Consider the following 17,626-nt stretch of genomic DNA (forward strand, 5'->3'; position numbering starts at 1 on the left):
AGAGAAATGAAAAAAGCTTACTAATTTGGAGCATGTCCAAATTAGTAAGCTTTCAATGAATTATTGTGTAATGACGCGACCAATTGCTTGACGCTCAAATTTTAAACGTGTTTTTCCATCAACGATGATATAAACCGCTGTATCTTCTATCGCGTCAACTTCACCATGAAGTCCCCCGATTGTTACAACTTGATCTCCACGTTTTAAATTACTTTGCATTTGTGCCGTTGCTTTTTGTCTTTTTTGTGCTGGACGGATTAAAATAAACCACATCGCAACGAACATAATAAGAATTGGTAATAAACCTAATAGTTGTTCCATATATACACTCCTTTCAAACCTCATTTTTAAGTATATTATAAAATGGTTATAAAAAGCGATTTGAAACGATTATTTTTCTACAAATAATCATATTTTTCTCAAATCGCCATATTATTGACGATACTCTTACAATTTTTAGAAGTTTTTCGCATCCGGTTTATTAAAACCATACTTCTCAAAAAATTCTTCACGGAAATCGCCTAGACGATCTTCACGAATCGCTTGTCTTACTTGTTCCATTAATTTTAATAAGAAATGTAAGTTATGATATGTTGTTAAACGAATACCAAATGTTTCTTCTGTACGAATTAAATGACGAACGTAAGCCCGTGTATAGTTTTTACAAGTATAGCAATCACAATTTGGATCAATCGGGCTGAAATCTCGGGCATATTTCGCATTTTTCACCACTAAACGACCTTCTGAAGTCATTAATGTACCATTGCGGGCAATACGAGTCGGTAATACACAGTCAAACATATCAACACCGCGAATCGCTCCATCAATTAAAGAATCTGGAGAACCTACCCCCATTAAATAACGAGGTTTATTATCAGGTAGTAATGGTGTTGTATATTCCAACATGCGGTTCATAATTTCTTTTGGTTCACCAACTGACAATCCACCGATGGCATAACCCGGTAAATCCAATTCCACAAGGGCTTCTGCAGACCGTTTACGTAAATCTTCGTATTCCCCACCTTGTACAATTCCAAATAATGCTTGATCTTCTGGACGGGCATGGGCCTCTTTACAACGTTTAGCCCAACGAGTCGTACGATCCACAGAATTTAGCATATATTCGTATGATGCTGGATATGGAGGACATTCATCAAAGGCCATCATAATATCAGACCCTAAATCATTTTGAATTTCCATTGCCTTTTCTGGACTTAAGAAAAGCTTGTCTCCATTTAAATGATTACGGAAATGTACGCCTTCTTCTTCAATTTTACGAAATTCACTTAGTGAAAATACTTGGAAACCACCAGAATCCGTTAAAATGGGACGATCCCAGTTCATAAATTTATGTAGTCCGCCCGCTTCTTTTATAATATCATTCCCTGGTCGAAGCCATAGATGATATGTGTTCGATAAAATAATGCCTGCATCCATTTCCTTTAATTCTTCTGGAGACATTGTTTTAACAGTAGCTTGTGTTCCAACTGGCATGAAAGCAGGTGTTTCAAAAGAACCATGGGGTGTATGAACAATCCCCAGTCTGGCACCAGTTTGCTTACATGTTTTAATTAATTCATATGTTACGGCTGGTTTTGTCATAGGTGAAAAAAATCCTCTCTTCTTTTAAAGTAAAAATCCGTTATATATCATTAATAAAAATTAAGATCGATTTGGTCGAATAAACATTGCGTCTCCGAAACTGAAGAATCGATACTTTTCTTCTACAGCTTTATTATACGCATTTAATATAATTTCTCTAGTTGTAAGGGCACTTACTAACATTACTAAAGTAGATTTTGGTAAATGGAAGTTTGTAATTAATCCATCAATCGCTTTATATTCAAAGCCAGGATAGATGAAAATATTTGTCCACCCTTGCTCCGCGCGAATTTCACCGTTATATTTATGGGCAACCGTTTCTAACGTACGTGTTGATGTCGTACCAACAGCAATAACTTTCCCACCATTCGCCTTTGTTCGATTAATAACTTCTGCTGCTTCTTCCGATACACTATAAAATTCCGAGTGCATATCATGGTTTTCAATGGAATCTACACTGACTGGACGGAATGTTCCAAGTCCAACATGTAATGTAATGAAAACAACTTCTACACCTTTTTCTTTAATTTGGTCTAAAATTTCATTTGTGAAATGTAATCCTGCTGTTGGAGCGGCAGCAGAACCAATTTCTTTAGAATAAACCGTTTGGTAACGTTCCCGATCATCTAATTTTTCGTGAATATATGGTGGGAGTGGCATTTCTCCTAACTGATCTAATATTTCGTAGAAAATGCCTTCATAGTTAAATTTAAATAATCTACCGCCATGATCTAATTCACCGATACAAGTCGCTTTTAGTAAGCCATCTCCAAAGGAAATTTCAGTACCGACTTTCACACGTTTTGCTGGTTTAACAAGGGTTTCCCATTCATCGTTATTACCTTGTTTAAGCAATAATACTTCAATATGGGCACCTGTTTCTTCCTTTACTCCCAAAAGTCTTGCAGGCATGACACGCGTATTATTTAGTACAAGACAGTCCCCTTTTTGTAGTTCATCAACTATATGTTTAAATTGACTATGCTCCACTTCACCAGTTTTCCGATCTACTATCATTAATCGACTAGCTGTACGATCCTCTAACGGTGTTTGAGCAATAAGTTCTTCAGGTAAATAGAAATCAAAATCTTCAACTTTCATTTTTACATCTTCTTTCATTATATTTGTTCTGGATAAGTATAACCAAAATGTTCATAGGCTAGTTGGCTTGCAACCCGTCCCCGTGGTGTACGTTGAATAAACCCAATTTGCATTAAAAAAGGTTCATAAACATCTTCAATGGTTAAACGTTCTTCCCCAATGGAAGCAGCCAACGTATCTAGCCCAACAGGTCCACCTTTAAATCGTTCAATCATACTAATGATTAGTTTATGGTCAATATAGTCAAGTCCTCTGGAATCGACTTGTAATAATTCAAGGGCTTGATTTGCAATAGCAAGGGAAATTTTCCCGTCTCCAATCACTTGGGCATAATCCCGTACCCTTTTTAATAAACGATTGGCGATTCTCGGTGTTCCCCTTGAACGACGAGCAATTTCTCTTGCAGCAAGTCGTTCAATTTCCACATTGAACAGCTCGCTGCTACGTAATACGATTTCTTCTAACGCTTCCTCATCATAATATTCCAGTCTTAATAATACACCAAAGCGATCTCGTAACGGCGCTGACAATGCTCCCGCTCTTGTCGTCGCACCGACCAACGTAAAAGGTGGTAAATCTAAACGAATGGAGCGCGCTTCTGGTCCTTTTCCGACAACAATATCTAAACAAAAGTCTTCCATAGCCGGGTATAAAACTTCTTCTATAGAACGAGGAAGACGATGAATTTCATCGATAAATAAGACATCCCCTGGTTGGAGGGAGCTGACAATAGCTGCCAAATCGCCAGGACGTTCAATAGCAGGACCACTCGTTAAACGAATATTGACATCCATTTCATTGGAAATGATGGAAGCTAATGTTGTTTTCCCTAATCCCGGTGGCCCATATAATAATACATGGTCTAAACTTTCTTGTCGGAGCTTTGCTGCTTCGATGAAAATATTCAAATTTTCCTTTACCTTATGTTGACCAATATATTGAGAAAGCTTTTGAGGTCGTAGAGACATCTCAAATTGTTCATCATATTGATTTGCCTCACTTGAAATGATTCGATCGGACATAAATCACTCCCTCCTTACTTCACTTTTAGCAATAGTTGTAAAGCTTGTTTCATATAAGCTTCTGTTGTCGTTAACTGGTCATTTTCTTCTAACTTCGGCTTAATCTTTGTCAACTCTTTATCCGAATACCCAAGGGCTATTAACGCTAACATCGCTTCTTCTAATTCTTGTTTATTTGGATTAACACCAAATAGTGGCAATTCATCTTCTGCACTTGGTAATTCTACTTGTTCAAGTAATGATCCTAATTTTCCTTTTAAATCTAAGATCATTTGACGAGCCGTCTTTTTGCCAACTCCAGGGAACTTAACTAGAAATGCTTCATCTTCCATTTCAATGGCAGATATGACCTGAGACGGGTTACCACTTGCTAAAATAGCTAATGCCCCTTTTGGTCCTATTCCTGATACTTGAATAAGTTTTCTAAATAACTCCCGTTCATCCAGCGAGCGAAATCCGAATAGCATATGGGCATCTTCTCTAACATGCATATGTAAAAAGATTTGTTGCATATCTTCTTTTATGCGAAAGGCAAAGGGATTAGGTGTAAAGATTTGCCAACCAATTCCTTGTTGCTCTACCACAACATATTCTGGCGTTATCCGTTTAATTTGGCCAATTATATAGTCATACATTGTCATTCCCCCACATTCACTGCTTTAAATTATAGCATACTGTTCGGTATTCACCCGAACAAATACTACGATATCTTTTTGCTCATTGTATAGTGCTCGTTTGAAAGTAGGAAACCTAAATTCTGAATGGAAGGTTAGAGAATCCTTTTCCACCATTGCGTAAATGAACAAAGAAAGACCGTCTTTATAGACGGCCAATTGTTTTTCTTTTGCTTTCTATTATTTTATCAAACTTTCCCCAATTATTGATAGTTTGAATGTAATTTTTCTGTTTCTATAATTAAATCAGGCCAATGCCTTAACGCTTTTTCTGTAAATGGCATTAAATAGTCTAAGAAAGCATCTCGCTCATACTTACCTAATTGCAGTACATAGAGCCATTCTCGTAACAGCTCATTCGGATACTGTAAATAATTTATTTTTGGTAAACACAATTGATGAAGATACGGAATTTCCTTAAACAACTTTTTCAAATCGTAATCCATAGTAGGTAAAACACGGTGCATCCATAATATCATTTCTTCCGCTGAATCACCTACTACGGCTAGATCAAAATCGATTAATTTCATTTTCTTATCTTCACAGATTAAAAAATTATGATGAACGACATCCCCATGTAACAAAGTGAGTTTCCCATTCACTTTATGCCTTTTTCTTCGCATTTGTTTCAAAACTCTGCTTGCAAAAAGAGTAATATCATAATAAGTGTGTTGTAAATAGGGAATTAATTCTTTTTCATTAATAAGAAATCGTTCATATCGTGCATTCCATTTTTGATAAAGATGCTGTCTTGGGAAAATGACTTGACTTTTCCAATCAATGACATTTCCCGTATCATGTAATGCTTTTAATATTTTATAACTTTGCTTTCTTTGATCGGTATTGGAAAAATCGGCACTATAACTATTATTTTGCCAAAGTTGAATAACTAAATCCTTTTCCTTACTTTTCACTAACGGAATAACATATGGAAACTTAATCGAATCCAATTGTTTATGAATCGATTTTACTTTTTCAGCAACCGAAACGTTTTCATATTTTTTTATAAATAATGTTCCGTTTGATGTCTCTTGCTTCCATATATTGTTCTTAATTTGCATATTAATATTTCCAAGGTGTGTAATGGGATGAATAAGGGTTCATATAAGGATTACTTTGGCAATTAGGGTGCATCGGATGTGACATCATCGGTTGCTGCATCATATAAGGCATCATTTGATGCATATGTTCAGGCATCACTTGGGACATATGATGTCCATAATAATTATTTTGTGGATAATGGGAAGTCCCCATAGATTCAGGATCATAGACATCATCAAAATCATCTACATCGTGATAATTTTCAACATTCTCTTCGAATTCACCTAGCACCTGATGATTATCTTCTACTTTTTCAATACCTTTTGTTTTTAATTCAGAAGAATCCTTTAACCAATCAGGTAAACCGTCTTCATCATCGAACGAATTATCCATTGCTGGTGCCACATCCATTGAAGGGGAAACATCATAATTCGGTTCAAAATGCGGAAGTCCATAAGGCATTACTTCATTCCGATAGCCGCCACCGCATCCGCAGTCATGATGTTGTACAGGTTGCTCCTGACATCCACATGGGTATGGTTGATGATGATAATATGGTTGTTCCTGACATCCACACAAATCAAAATAATGTGGTTGCTCGAAACATTCACACGGATGGTGATAGTATTGCGGCATACATGGTACATAAATAATTTGAGGTTGCGGAACAGGTACATATTCCACTTCTTTTTCTACTTTTGTTTCTACTTTTGGCTGCGGCATTGGTTGTTGTGGTACTTCAACAAAAATTGGCTGTACTTGCATCATTGGCTGTTGTGGTACTTCAATAAAAATCGGTTGTGCTTGCGGCATTGGTTGTGCTTGTGGGTGTTGTTGTTGGAATTGTAATTGTGGTGCAAAATCGAAATGGAATTGTGGTGTTAAATCGAACTGTGGCATCGGCATCGGAATTGGAACAGGTGCTGGTATAGGCGCCTTTTCCACCGGTTTTTCTTGTGTTAATTTTTCCTTCGGTGCAGTTTGTTTTGGCTTTGTGATTGGTGCTGTTTGTTGTTCCTTTGTAATTGGTGCTGTTTGTTGTTGCTTCGGCATCGGCGCTGTCTGTTGTTCCTTTGTCATCGGTGCCGTTTGCTGTTCTCTTGTCATTGGTGCAGTTAGCTGTTCTTTCGTCATTCTTGACGATTCATTACTATTTGGGTTTGCATTTGTATTGGCATTTGAACCATTATCCGGTAAAATAATTTCCATTCCTGGAACAATATAATCTGGGTTAGCCAAATGCGCATTTAAACGTTTTAACTCATCAAGTCCAATCCCATACTGTTTGGCAATTCGCCATAATGTCTCACCTTTTTGAACAATATGAATTCGCACAAACATCCTCCTTTTCTCGTTTTATAATATGTTACTCAAACGAAAAGGACACAAAAAAATTAAACGATTTGTGTTGTTCCTCGTGATAAACTATGAATGAAGGAGTAATGTATATACATGAAATTTCCAATGAAAGAGGTGCCAAGATGAAAAAAATATTAGGAGAAGAACGGCGCAATACATTGCTCCGTTTATTAAAGAGTTCAAAATCCCCAATAACAGGATCAGATTTGGCTAAACATGCGAATGTATCAAGACAAGTAATCGTCAATGATATGAATTTATTAAAGGCACGAAATGAACCGATTATTGCGACAAGTCAAGGTTACCTTTATATGCTGCGGGACGATCATAATGAAATATATGAAAGAAAAATTGTTTGTTTACATACTGCAGAACAGGCGGAAGACGAAATGTTAACGATAGTCGATTGTGGTGTAACATTAAAAAGCGTGATCGTTGAACATCCTCTTTACGGTGAAATTACCGCTTCCATGATGTTGTCCAATCGTCATGATGTGGATAGCTTCATTAAGCGAGTCAATGAAACGAAAGCAAATTATTTATCTGTACTGACGAACGGTACCCATTTACATGTCCTTTCTGCCTCATCTGAAGAACAATTAAATCTTGCAGAACAGAAGTTAAGGGAAAAAGGATATTTAATAGAAGGATAATAAAAATGGGCACTCGAAAAGAGTAGCCCATTTTTTATTTCAAATTTCACTGTAAAAATCGATCTAAATCATCCTTCTTCGGAATGCTACATTGATTGTTTTTAATTAATTTATGACGATTTTTTGCAATTTTGTCATAAATCAGATCTCGAATAGGTGTCGGAATGATGGTGAATAAATAAAACCCTTTCCATCCTCTATCTAATTTACGACTAATTCGCAATACTGCTGTTGACTTAAAATAACAGTTGTCGCCTTCAATGTAAATGACACTATCTATTGATTTTGGAACGTGAAACTTTTCCATTAAAGTTTGCCCTATATCACTTTGAATTGATGCAAATTTAAAATGCTTTTTATGATCCCTTTTCATAATAAATTGGACTGTTGCATCGCAAAAATGACATTCCCCATCAAATAAAATAATGTTCATATCCTCACCTACTTCACTCTGGTGTTAAATAAGTATCATATGTACCGAGGGATTTCACTGTACAGCCAAGTGCCTTTAATTCTTCAAAAGCTCCCTTCATCATTGGCTCATTTTCATCGGCCAATATATCCATGATGAAGAAATAGTCCCCTAAACCCGTTTTTAATGGCCTCGACTCGATTTTACTTAGGTCCAGTTTGCGCCAAGCATAAACGGAAAGAACTTGGTGGAGCGCACCCGATACATTTTCCGGTAAAGTGAGCATCACCGTTGTTTTCGTTTTCCCTTCCGATTCTTTTCCCTGTAGCCGTATATTTTTTTTTGATAATACGACAAATCGGGTATGGTTAAAATGAAAATCATGTATATTTTTCTCTACAATCTCTAAATTATATTTTTCAGCAGAGGATGTATTTCCGACTGCTGCGATGCAACGATCCGGATTTTCAGAAACTAGCTTTGCTGCTGATGATGTAGATGAAAACTGATGTAAAGGTACTTTACTAAATCGATAAAACAAATATTTATGACATTGGGCTAAAGCATGGGGATGGGAATAAATTTCTTCTATGTTGTGCCAATTATCTTTTTGCGCTTTATGAACCATTAAATGTTGTTGTATTTTTGACAAAACTTCTGCCACAATAAATAATTCTGCCTCATGATATAAATAGTCAATCGTCAGCGGTACTGTCCCTTCTATAGCATTTTCCAAAGGCACGACTGCCAAATCGACTTTTTCACTTGATACCGCCTCAATACATTCAGGAATCGTTGTATAAGGGATTAACGTTTCATTGGGGAATAAACTTTTTGTAGCTAAATATGTAAAGGATGCCTCTGGTCCTAAATATGCTATTTTGTTTAACTCTTTCTCTTTCACTTTGATCCCTCCACCATTTTCTAACTAGCGCGATTTTTCTTTCAATTTTATGTAAAAAAGAGAGAGCAATTGAAGACTCTCTTACTCTCTTGTCAATCGTTGTTAAAGCGCTCCAGAACTAATGACTTCTGCAGATTCAACAAACTCTAACTTTTTCAATTGTTGTAATAAATCATCCAGTTCAATTTCCATGCTTGTTACATCCAAAGATAATGTCACATTAGCACGCCCTTGAATAGGAATTGTTTGGTGAATTGTTAAAATATTACAATGGGCGATCGATATAATTTCTAATAGTTTGGCAAGTGTTCCCTTCTCGTCTTGCAATTGAATAAAAATTGTTAAAATACGTTCTCGAACAATGGAGTGAAAAGGAAAAACGGCATCTCGATATTTATAAAATGCGCTCCGAGATATATCCACTTCTTTTACTGCATCCCAGATTGAAGAAACTGCACCACTTTGTAGAAGATGCTTTGCTTCCAATGTTTTTTGCATCGCATCCGTCAATACGTCTTCACGTACTAAATAATACCGTTGATTCGCAACGTTTTTCATACTTTCCCTCCAACATCTTCCCAATATACATTAAGCAAACTTTACTCTACAAACTCAAATTCAAATTCTAATAATCGAACGATATCCCCGTCTTTTGCTCCACGTTCACGTAAAGCGTCATCTACGCCCATTCCACGTAATTGTCGTGCAAAGCGACGTACACCGTCTTCTCTACTGAAATCAGTCATTTTAAATAAACGTTCAATGGAGTAGCCAGATAATACATATGCACCGTCATCATCACGAGTAATATCGAAGTCTTCACCTTTTTTCTCGTGTTTATAAAGAACGGATGCATCACTGTCTTCTTCCACCACATCGTGCAATTCGAAATGAGGTGTTACTTCAAGAAGGTCAGCGATTTCAAACAATACCGGTTTTAAACCTTGGCGAGAAATGGCCGATACAGGGAAGACTTTAACGGAATCTCCCACTTTTTCTTTAAATTCTTTTAAATTCTCTTCTGCATCTGGCATATCCATTTTGTTAGCGACAACAATTTGAGGTCTTTCAGTAAGACGTAAATTGTATTGTTTTAATTCTTCATTGATTGTCAAATAATCTTCATATGGGTCACGACCCTCCATACCTGACATATCAATAACATGGACAATTACTCGAGTTCTTTCAATATGACGTAGGAATTGCATACCTAATCCTACACCTTGGTGTGCACCTTCAATTAACCCAGGTAAATCAGCCATGGCAAAACTTCTACCATCTTCTGTTTCAACCATACCTAAATTTGGTACGATCGTCGTAAAATGGTAAGCACCAATTTTAGGCTTTGCAGCTGAAACGACAGATAGTAACGTCGATTTCCCTACACTTGGAAATCCAACTAATCCTACATCGGCTAATACTTTTAACTCTAATATAACATTTAATTCTTGCCCTGGCTCCCCTTTTTCTGCAAGTTCTGGCGCAGGGTTAGCTGGTGTAGCAAAGCGACTATTGCCACGGCCACCACGGCCACCACGAGCAATGACAGCCCTTTGACCATGCTCAACTAAATCTGCAATAACAGCGCCCGTTTCTTCATTCATCACCACTGTACCTGGGGGAACTTTAATTACTAGATCTTCGGAGTTTTTCCCGTGCATCCCCTTACTCATCCCGTGTTCACCACGATTTGCTTTGAAATGACGTTTATATCGGAAATCCATTAAAGTACGCAATCCTTCTTCTACTTCAAAGACAACATTTCCGCCATTGCCGCCATCTCCTCCTGCAGGTCCACCATTTGGGACAAATTTTTCACGGCGAAAGGCGACCATACCATCTCCGCCGTCTCCACCTTTCACATAAATCTTTACGTGATCGACAAACATTACTTTCACTCCTGTTCTATACTCAAAGCATATTTCCACTGATTCGTAGTTTGTTCATATGTTTGAACGGTTAAATTTGTTACTTCATGTTCAAATAAATGGCAATCCCATTTTCCGATTAATTCAAAAGTTAAATGGAATGCTAATTCATTTGATTCAATTTGAATCGTTAGCTCATGTTCAGTAAATGGATCTAAGCTATCATAAACATGAATAACTGTCTTTTCTAAGTATTCTACAATTTGTTCATCTTTTTTCATATCAACCGGACTTGTTACATTACTTTTTAATGTCACTTGGAAAGCTGGGTAGCGCCATTGAAGCGTTTGTAACCATTCTACTGTATTTGGTAATTTTAGTTTATTGATATTTGAAAGGGTTTTACATTGTTCAGAAATTTGCTCAATAATTTTTTTTGATTCTTCTACTCTGCCCAAATCCAAGTTCATTTTGATCAGCTGTAGTTGATTCATATAATCATGATTTGCAAATCTTAATACTTCATTTACTGATAGGGATAGAGTTTTCATTTTGAACCTCCACATGATAGAAAAATGCTACTAAATTCTTTTTTAGTATAACAAGTTTTTCTATACTTTTCCCTTTTTTCCCCTAATTCTGTAAGAATACTATAAGAAAATTTCAGTTATCCATTAGAGATATAGTATCATTCGTCATTTTTATCAAATTAAAAATATACCCTTAACACATGAAAAAGGACTGCTGTCTAGCAGTCCTTTCATTTAAATATGGAATTAAGCTTCTTGAGCTACAGGGTAAACACTTACTTTTTTCTTGTCGCGGCCTAAACGTTCGAATTTAACAACGCCGTCAACTTTAGCGAAAAGTGTGTCATCTCCACCACGGCCTACGTTTGTACCTGGGTAAATTTTTGTACCGCGTTGACGGTAAAGAATTGAACCACCAGTTACGAATTGACCATCAGCACGTTTCGCACCAAGGCGTTTTGCTTCAGAGTCACGTCCGTTCTTTGTAGAACCTACCCCTTTTTTCGAAGCGAAAAATTGAAGGTCTAAAGATAGTAACAATTTCATTTCGTTCCACCTCCTACTAGGCTACTTGGTTGTAGTTAATTTGAATATATTGTCCATAGTTTTGAACCATCGAGTAAACTTGAGCAGTCATTACTTGGACAATAAGTTGTAATTTTGCATCGACTTCTCCGTCTATATCAGTAGGAAGATCTACACGAAGGTAGCCACCGCCTTCTGTTGCTTGATCAATTTTCGGTTCAATTTGAAGTAGAGCATAAATTGCATTTACAGTACCAATGGCAATTGTAGATGCAGCTGCACATACTAAATCTTTCCCCGTTTGATCGTACTCAGCATGACCTGAGAATTCATATGCAGAAACATGTCTATTTTCATCGTGATGAATCGTAACAGTAATCATTTTATTCACCTCGATTTATTAAGCGTTGATTGATTCAACAACTAATTTTGTGTAAGGTTGACGATGACCTTGTTTACGACGGTAGTTTTTCTTCGCTTTGTATTTGAATACAGTAATTTTTTTAGCGCGTCCTTCTTTTACAACTTTCGCTGTAACAGTAGCACCTGCAACAGTTGGAGCTCCAACTTTCACTGTTTCTCCACCTACGAATAAAACTTTATCAAATGTTACTACTTCATCAGCTTGAACACCTAGTTTTTCAACATAGATTTCTTGTCCAGCTTCTACTTTGATTTGTTTTCCACCAGTTTCGATAATTGCGTACATTAAAATGCACCTCCTCTTAGACTCAGACTCGCCTGTAACGAAAGGTGATCTTTCGATTCTTAAAAAACCTTTCCAGAGCGGTTGTAGCACGGGTGCTACAAACAATAACATTAAAAATACTACCACAACAATACTCTCACGTCAATCTTTTCATAACATGTTTCTCAAAGGCAAACCGATATTTTCGATATCTCCATTCATTGACGATTTGAAGGAGTAGAAATAAACTCAATCCTAATAAAAATAAAGTTTTTGGCAATAAAATAAAGGTGATAAATACCGAAATCGTAATGAGTAGTAATGATAATGTTAAATAAAGTTCAATCATTCGAATACGCGGATGAAAAATTAAAATTAATGATAACATCATTCGACCACCATCTAATGGCCAAATTGGAATGATATTAATCGCTAGTAAAATAAGTTGAATTTTTAAAAATGGATCCGCTACTAAAGGATCCAACAATGGTGTCACAGCGATACATCCGATTGTAGCAAGCGGTCCACCTATGGCGATGATGAATTGTTTTCGTGGCGAAATAGACATACCACCTCTCAATACTATTTCACCGCCATAGGGCATAATAACACAGCGTTCCACTTTTACTTTACAAAGATAAGCAGCAATTATATGGCCAATTTCATGAATTATTAAAGAAGATAAAATAAGTGCATAATACGAAACGTTACCATATAACACCATACTAAAAAGAACCGGTAAAAATAATGGATGAATTGTCATACGCATCATGATTGCGTATGCTCTTTCATCCATTCTAACGTTTCCTCAAGATTTAAAACTTTCCCATTCTCCTCAATTTTAATATAAAGATCTCCCGGTTCTTTATTCGCAATCGTACTTCCTCTCTCAATAGAAGTATAAGGCAGTAAAGAAAAGGAATCCACATTGCCATATGTGACCGTTGTATCGTCTTCGTAATAAATTGAGATTGTTTTGCCTGTATTTTTTGAATGCCCTGTATAAACGACCAATCCATTTTCAATCGCGAGAATCGGAATAGGCTGCTCGAAGGTTAACAAGTATCCGCTATCATAAGGTTTGACAGCAACAAAGGATAATAATTCTTGATTTACTTTATCCGAGGAAACAGTAATCGTCGTATCCGGTTCTTTTCCAAATACTTCTCTTAAAAAATTTCTCATAATGGTTAAATCTTCGGAACTATATACAATTTTATTTACGTCTACTGCAATTTGCCCTCTTTCATGTAATTGACTTCCAACTAATACAACTACGCAGAGAAGAACAGCAGCAATCCATTTCCATAATTTGTTCACTACCTCATCCATTCTCATTTTTCATAGTATATGAAAAATATGAAAATAGGATTCAATTTGAACGAAAAAAGAAACTGTCCAATTTAGTCGAATTATAAAAAATAGAGACCTAAAAAAAGGTCAACAAACAAAAAAGAAAATTTACGTACACAAAAGGATACGAATTACCTATAATTTAACAAAGGAAATGAAATGAACCGTCTCTTCTAAAAAACGTCTATTTATAAAAAATAAATATCCGCCTGTAAAACAGGCGGTTTTAGTAACGCCCTATAAGGGCTCCTTACTAACTGCCCCTAAAGGGGCTTTTTTAATTGACCGTCAACCGTATTTGTTCTTTAATCTCGTTTAAATGGGTCTATATATTCTCTACTCGTCATTTGATCACGTAATCGATCTTCAGCTTCTTGTTCCCTAATGTATTTTGCTACCGCTTTTTCGTTAAGACCTACTGTAGTGACATAATATCCTTTTGCCCAAAACGTTCGATTTCCGTGTTTATATTTTAAATTTGCATGTCTATCGTGAATCATTAAAGAACTCTTTCCTTTTAAATAGCCTACGAATTGTGATACGGATAATTTTGGAGGAATTTTAACCAGCATATGTATATGATCTGGCATTGCATGTCCTTCTATGAGTTCTACGTCTTTCATTTCACATAGACGTCTTAAAATCGCTCCGATGTCTTTTCTTAATTCACCGTAGATTACTTTCCTTCTGTATTTTGGTATAAAAACTATGTGATACTTACAATTCCATCTTGTGTGTGATAAACTATTGTCGCTCGACATTGAGCAAAACTCCTCTCGATTTGAATTTGGTTTGACGGCCATTTTCATTATATCGAGAGGAGTTTTTAATTCCATCTCCATTACCACTCTAAAAGTATATTTTCACACGTGCAGAGCACGTGGTTTTAAAAGAATTAATAAAAGGTTATTGATTCGGACATCAATAACCTTTTTCTCTATTAGACTATTTTGAAAAAATAGAAATCAACTTTTTAAACATGCCTTTTGAATGATCTTCCAGCGCCATTAATGGAACCGATTCACCTAATATTCTTCTCGCAATATTACGATATCCTAGAGAAGCTTTATTGTTTGGATCCATAACAATTGGTTCCCCACGATTCGAAGAACTAATAACATCCTCACTATCAATGACAATACCTAATAAATCAATAGATAGGTGGGTTGTAATTTCATTAATATCAAGGGTATCCCCATTTTTCATTAAATCTTTTCGAATACGATTAATGATTAATTTAGGTGGTTCAATATTTTCCTGTTCCAATAAACCGATAATTCGATCCGCATCGCGAACAGCCGAAATTTCTGGTGTTGTTACGACAATCGCTCGATCAGCACCTGCTACAGCGTTTTTGTAACCTTGTTCAATACCTGCAGGACAATCAATTAAAACATAATCATATTCACGTTTTAGTTCATCGACTAAACTCTTCATTTGCTCCGGTGTAACGGCATTTTTATCCGTCGTTTGAGCAGCAGGTAATAAAAATAGTTTTTCATCAACACGCTTGTCCTTTACTAACGCTTGATGAATTTTACAGCGACCTTCTACGACATCGACTAAGTCATAAATAATTCGATTGTCTAAACCTAATACTAAGTCTAAGTTACGTAAACCGATATCTGTATCAATTAAACATACTTTTTTCCCTTGAAGAGCCAATGCAGTTCCCAGATTGGCAGTTGTTGTTGTTTTACCTACCCCGCCTTTACCTGAAGTTATAACGATTGCTTCCCCCACATTAGCTTCCTCCTTTAACCGTACTTAATAATGGTCGTATATTTCTCACTTCTTGTACTCGTTCATAAGAAATGTGGCCTTCTTGATTAATATATGCAAAAATTTGTTCCGCATTTTCTTTAACAAATGGCTTTTCATTTGACATAATTTCAATTTGATCGTCAATTAATACGTGCGTAGGTTCAAAATGTGAAGCAACGATAATCGCTTCTTTATTTCCCTTTAATCCAGCGTGGGCAATTCCTCTTAAATTACCCAACACATATATACTGCCACCAGCTTCTATTTTCCCGTTTGGATTGACATCACCAATAACAACGATATCTCCAATCGCATTTAAGATTTGTCCCGAACGGACGATTCCTATATATGTTTCACATTGACTAGCTTGCTCTATCTCCATTTTTTCTTGGATAGTTATGACATCACTATGCACTTTCGACACGTGCATTTTCCCAGGGCTTTGTACAATTGCAATAAGTTCCTCTTGTTGTTCAGTCGAAAGATAACGTTTTCCTAAATGAAGTTGAACATCTACCTTTCCATCAATTCCGCCTTCTGAAACTTTGCGTTTCAGTTCCTCTACTAGTTCTGCGTAGGCGCACTGATCGTCTAGCCGAAGTACTAACCCTTCTTTTGTCCCTTTAATATGGACAAGCTGTTTTTTCATAATTAAGCGACACCTCACGCCAAATCAATTTAAGAATTATCTTGGGCACGCTGCAACACACGCGCGTTGATTAAATATTTAAATGCCCAACCAAGCATTATTAAAAATAATAAATTAGCTATCATTGTTGGTAGTAGGCGGTTACTTAAAAATTCACCTACTGGAATCGTAGTAAATTGAATGAAGTAAAAGAAATAATATAAAACAACTTCCATAAGAGCAACTAAAATTAACGATAAAATCGTCGTAACGCTTAAATGTTGATGAATGAATTTCACGGATGATCCAGCTATAAAGCAAACTGCAGGGTATAAAAAGGAATATAATCCAATAATATCAATGTAAAACACATCATACAAGAGCCCAAAAATTAAACCATATATACAAGCTCTTTTACGACTGTAGTAAATAGAAATGAAAATTAAGTAAAGGATGACAAAACGTGGTACAAAGTAAACTGTTTCGCCTCCCCAATCAATAGGAGAGAATAACGCAAATTCTGGTTCAAGCAAAAATAAAACGACTGCAACGAAGGGAATTAAAAATCTTACCATTACTCTTCACCTTCGTCAGTAGTTTCATTTGTCGTGCCGTTCGTTAAATCTGCATTTGTATTTCCTCCATCAGAACCGTCTACTGAAATAACTGTTCTTTGGGCAATGACAACATCCTCTAATAAAGAAAAGTCTGCAGCCGGTTTTACATATGCAAGTTTTGTTAGTCCATAATCATCCGTTGTTACTTCCGTAATTTCCCCAATTGGAATACCTTTCGGGAAGACTCCTCCTAATCCAGAAGTGACAACTTGTTCTCCAACATTTACTTTGAAGCTAGAATCAATTCTTTTTAATATTAATTCATTACGCTCTACGTCATATCCTTCAATCAAACCAAAAATATCTGATTTTTCTCCTTGAACAATAGCAGAAACACGATAATTAGGATTATTCGTATGAAGTAACTCTACCTCTGAAGTAAACGGCGTAACTAAACTAATTTTACCAATCAATCCGTTTGCTGTCATTACAGCCATATTTAATTCTACACCATGGGACGACCCTTTGTTGAGTATAATTTTCTCTTCCCATTGATCCGGATTTCGAGCAATAACCGTTGCATTTAGCGGATTAAAATCTGCTAAACTCTCTTCTTTGCCTACTAGTTCTTTTAACGATTCATTTTCAGATTGCAATGTATTAACTTCCGCCTGAAGTACAGCAAAATCTTCCAAACGCATTTTTAAGCGCTTATTTTCTTCGTACGTATTTAATAAAGAATTAATATCATTAAAAATCCCTGTTATGTAATTTGTTGGCTTTGCAACAAGAGATTGCGCAAAGCCAACAGTGTCTTTAATAAATTGTTCGGGTACGCTTGCGTTTTGTCGATCCCGTAATGAGAAGCTAATCAATGCCACAAGGAATATCATGCCAACTAGTAGCAATATTAATTTCTTGTTTGAAAAAAAATGTGGCATTGGT

Annotated in this window: 23 protein-coding genes and 1 other annotated feature; of the genes, 1 reads left to right on the forward strand and 22 read right to left on the reverse strand. The window is 36.2% G+C overall.

What is annotated here, in order from left to right; translation table 11 throughout:
- Positions 1-60: 60 nt before the first annotated feature.
- The 7 genes from yajC to MHH69_RS11505 form a co-directional block, all read right to left on the reverse strand.
- Positions 61-321, reverse strand: a complete 261-nt coding sequence (gene yajC, locus MHH69_RS11475; RefSeq protein ID WP_122973221.1) for a preprotein translocase subunit YajC — start codon at positions 319-321, stop codon at positions 61-63.
- A gap of 135 nt (positions 322-456) precedes the next feature.
- The gene (tgt, locus tag MHH69_RS11480; RefSeq protein ID WP_122973220.1) at positions 457-1,602 is read right to left on the reverse strand and encodes a tRNA guanosine(34) transglycosylase Tgt; all 1,146 of its coding nucleotides are present in this window, start codon (positions 1,600-1,602) and stop codon (positions 457-459) included.
- 60 nt (positions 1,603-1,662) lie between these two features.
- Positions 1,663-2,703: a tRNA preQ1(34) S-adenosylmethionine ribosyltransferase-isomerase QueA gene (gene queA / locus MHH69_RS11485; protein ID WP_122973231.1), complete on the reverse strand. Its 1,041-nt coding sequence runs from the start codon at positions 2,701-2,703 to the stop codon at positions 1,663-1,665.
- A gap of 17 nt (positions 2,704-2,720) precedes the next feature.
- Positions 2,721-3,725: a Holliday junction branch migration DNA helicase RuvB gene (ruvB, locus tag MHH69_RS11490; RefSeq protein ID WP_122973219.1), complete on the reverse strand. Its 1,005-nt coding sequence runs from the start codon at positions 3,723-3,725 to the stop codon at positions 2,721-2,723.
- Positions 3,726-3,739: 14 nt separating this feature from the next.
- Positions 3,740-4,360: a Holliday junction branch migration protein RuvA gene (ruvA, locus tag MHH69_RS11495; protein WP_122973218.1), complete on the reverse strand. Its 621-nt coding sequence runs from the start codon at positions 4,358-4,360 to the stop codon at positions 3,740-3,742.
- 242 nt (positions 4,361-4,602) lie between these two features.
- Positions 4,603-5,460 (reverse strand): phosphotransferase, encoded by an 858-nt coding sequence (locus tag MHH69_RS11500; RefSeq protein WP_341362379.1) that lies wholly within the window; start codon positions 5,458-5,460, stop codon positions 4,603-4,605.
- Between the two features lies 1 nt (position 5,461).
- Positions 5,462-6,775, reverse strand: coding sequence for a LysM peptidoglycan-binding domain-containing protein (locus tag MHH69_RS11505; RefSeq protein ID WP_158599728.1), 1,314 nt, complete (start codon positions 6,773-6,775; stop codon positions 5,462-5,464).
- Between the two features lie 146 nt (positions 6,776-6,921).
- Here MHH69_RS11505 and MHH69_RS11510 point away from each other — a divergent pair, with 146 nt between their 5' ends.
- On the forward strand, positions 6,922-7,452 hold the full coding sequence (locus tag MHH69_RS11510; protein WP_122973215.1) for a transcription repressor NadR: 531 nt from the start codon (positions 6,922-6,924) through the stop codon (positions 7,450-7,452).
- A 46-nt stretch (positions 7,453-7,498) separates the two neighbouring features.
- On the opposite strand, the gene MHH69_RS11515 is transcribed toward MHH69_RS11510, so the two are convergent.
- The 15 genes from MHH69_RS11515 to mreC all read right to left on the reverse strand — a co-directional run bounded on the left by MHH69_RS11515 (position 7,499) and on the right by mreC (position 17,622).
- Positions 7,499-7,885, reverse strand: a complete 387-nt coding sequence (locus MHH69_RS11515) for a thiol-disulfide oxidoreductase DCC family protein (RefSeq protein ID WP_122973214.1) — start codon at positions 7,883-7,885, stop codon at positions 7,499-7,501.
- A 13-nt stretch (positions 7,886-7,898) separates the two neighbouring features.
- Complete coding sequence (gene pheA / locus MHH69_RS11520; RefSeq protein WP_341362380.1) at positions 7,899-8,768, reverse strand: prephenate dehydratase; 870 nt, start codon at positions 8,766-8,768, stop codon at positions 7,899-7,901.
- 102 nt (positions 8,769-8,870) lie between these two features.
- A complete protein-coding gene (locus MHH69_RS11525; protein WP_122973212.1) occupies positions 8,871-9,326 on the reverse strand; it encodes an ACT domain-containing protein in 456 nt (151 codons plus the stop codon).
- 41 nt (positions 9,327-9,367) lie between these two features.
- Positions 9,368-10,657 (reverse strand): GTPase ObgE, encoded by a 1,290-nt coding sequence (obgE, locus tag MHH69_RS11530; RefSeq protein ID WP_122973211.1) that lies wholly within the window; start codon positions 10,655-10,657, stop codon positions 9,368-9,370.
- Between the two features lie 5 nt (positions 10,658-10,662).
- On the reverse strand, positions 10,663-11,187 hold the full coding sequence (locus tag MHH69_RS11535; RefSeq protein WP_122973210.1) for a Spo0B domain-containing protein: 525 nt from the start codon (positions 11,185-11,187) through the stop codon (positions 10,663-10,665).
- Positions 11,188-11,412: 225 nt separating this feature from the next.
- Positions 11,413-11,712: a 50S ribosomal protein L27 gene (gene rpmA, locus MHH69_RS11540; RefSeq protein WP_121212831.1), complete on the reverse strand. Its 300-nt coding sequence runs from the start codon at positions 11,710-11,712 to the stop codon at positions 11,413-11,415.
- Positions 11,713-11,728: 16 nt separating this feature from the next.
- A complete protein-coding gene (locus MHH69_RS11545; RefSeq protein WP_122973209.1) occupies positions 11,729-12,073 on the reverse strand; it encodes a ribosomal-processing cysteine protease Prp in 345 nt (114 codons plus the stop codon).
- 18 nt (positions 12,074-12,091) lie between these two features.
- Complete coding sequence (rplU, locus tag MHH69_RS11550; protein ID WP_122973208.1) at positions 12,092-12,400, reverse strand: 50S ribosomal protein L21; 309 nt, start codon at positions 12,398-12,400, stop codon at positions 12,092-12,094.
- Positions 12,401-12,414: 14 nt separating this feature from the next.
- Positions 12,415-12,493 (reverse strand) — a sequence feature (ribosomal protein L21 leader region).
- Positions 12,494-12,536: 43 nt separating this feature from the next.
- The gene (locus tag MHH69_RS11555; RefSeq protein WP_241559370.1) at positions 12,537-13,175 is read right to left on the reverse strand and encodes a site-2 protease family protein; all 639 of its coding nucleotides are present in this window, start codon (positions 13,173-13,175) and stop codon (positions 12,537-12,539) included.
- Entirely contained in the window at positions 13,148-13,699 is a 552-nt protein-coding gene (locus MHH69_RS11560) for a M23 family metallopeptidase (protein ID WP_341362381.1), read from the reverse strand. The genes MHH69_RS11555 and MHH69_RS11560 overlap by 28 nt, the downstream gene beginning before the upstream one ends.
- A 338-nt stretch (positions 13,700-14,037) precedes the next feature.
- Positions 14,038-14,493, reverse strand: coding sequence for an IS200/IS605 family transposase (gene tnpA, locus MHH69_RS11565; RefSeq protein WP_341362949.1), 456 nt, complete (start codon positions 14,491-14,493; stop codon positions 14,038-14,040).
- A 184-nt stretch (positions 14,494-14,677) separates the two neighbouring features.
- Entirely contained in the window at positions 14,678-15,475 is a 798-nt protein-coding gene (gene minD / locus MHH69_RS11570) for a septum site-determining protein MinD (RefSeq protein ID WP_341362382.1), read from the reverse strand.
- A 1-nt stretch (position 15,476) separates the two neighbouring features.
- Complete coding sequence (locus MHH69_RS11575; RefSeq protein WP_122971618.1) at positions 15,477-16,145, reverse strand: septum site-determining protein MinC; 669 nt, start codon at positions 16,143-16,145, stop codon at positions 15,477-15,479.
- A gap of 29 nt (positions 16,146-16,174) precedes the next feature.
- Positions 16,175-16,699: a rod shape-determining protein MreD gene (gene mreD, locus MHH69_RS11580; RefSeq protein WP_122971617.1), complete on the reverse strand. Its 525-nt coding sequence runs from the start codon at positions 16,697-16,699 to the stop codon at positions 16,175-16,177.
- Positions 16,699-17,622 carry a rod shape-determining protein MreC gene (mreC, locus tag MHH69_RS11585; RefSeq protein WP_122971616.1) on the reverse strand — a complete coding sequence of 308 codons (924 nt, stop codon included), beginning with the start codon at positions 17,620-17,622 and terminating at the stop codon, positions 16,699-16,701. Before mreC ends, mreD begins: the two co-directional genes overlap by 1 nt.
- Positions 17,623-17,626: the final 4 nt, after the last annotated feature.

This window comes from Ureibacillus sp. FSL E2-3493, from assembly GCF_038077515.1.
Lineage (GTDB): Bacteria > Bacillota > Bacilli > Bacillales_A > Planococcaceae > Ureibacillus > Ureibacillus halotolerans.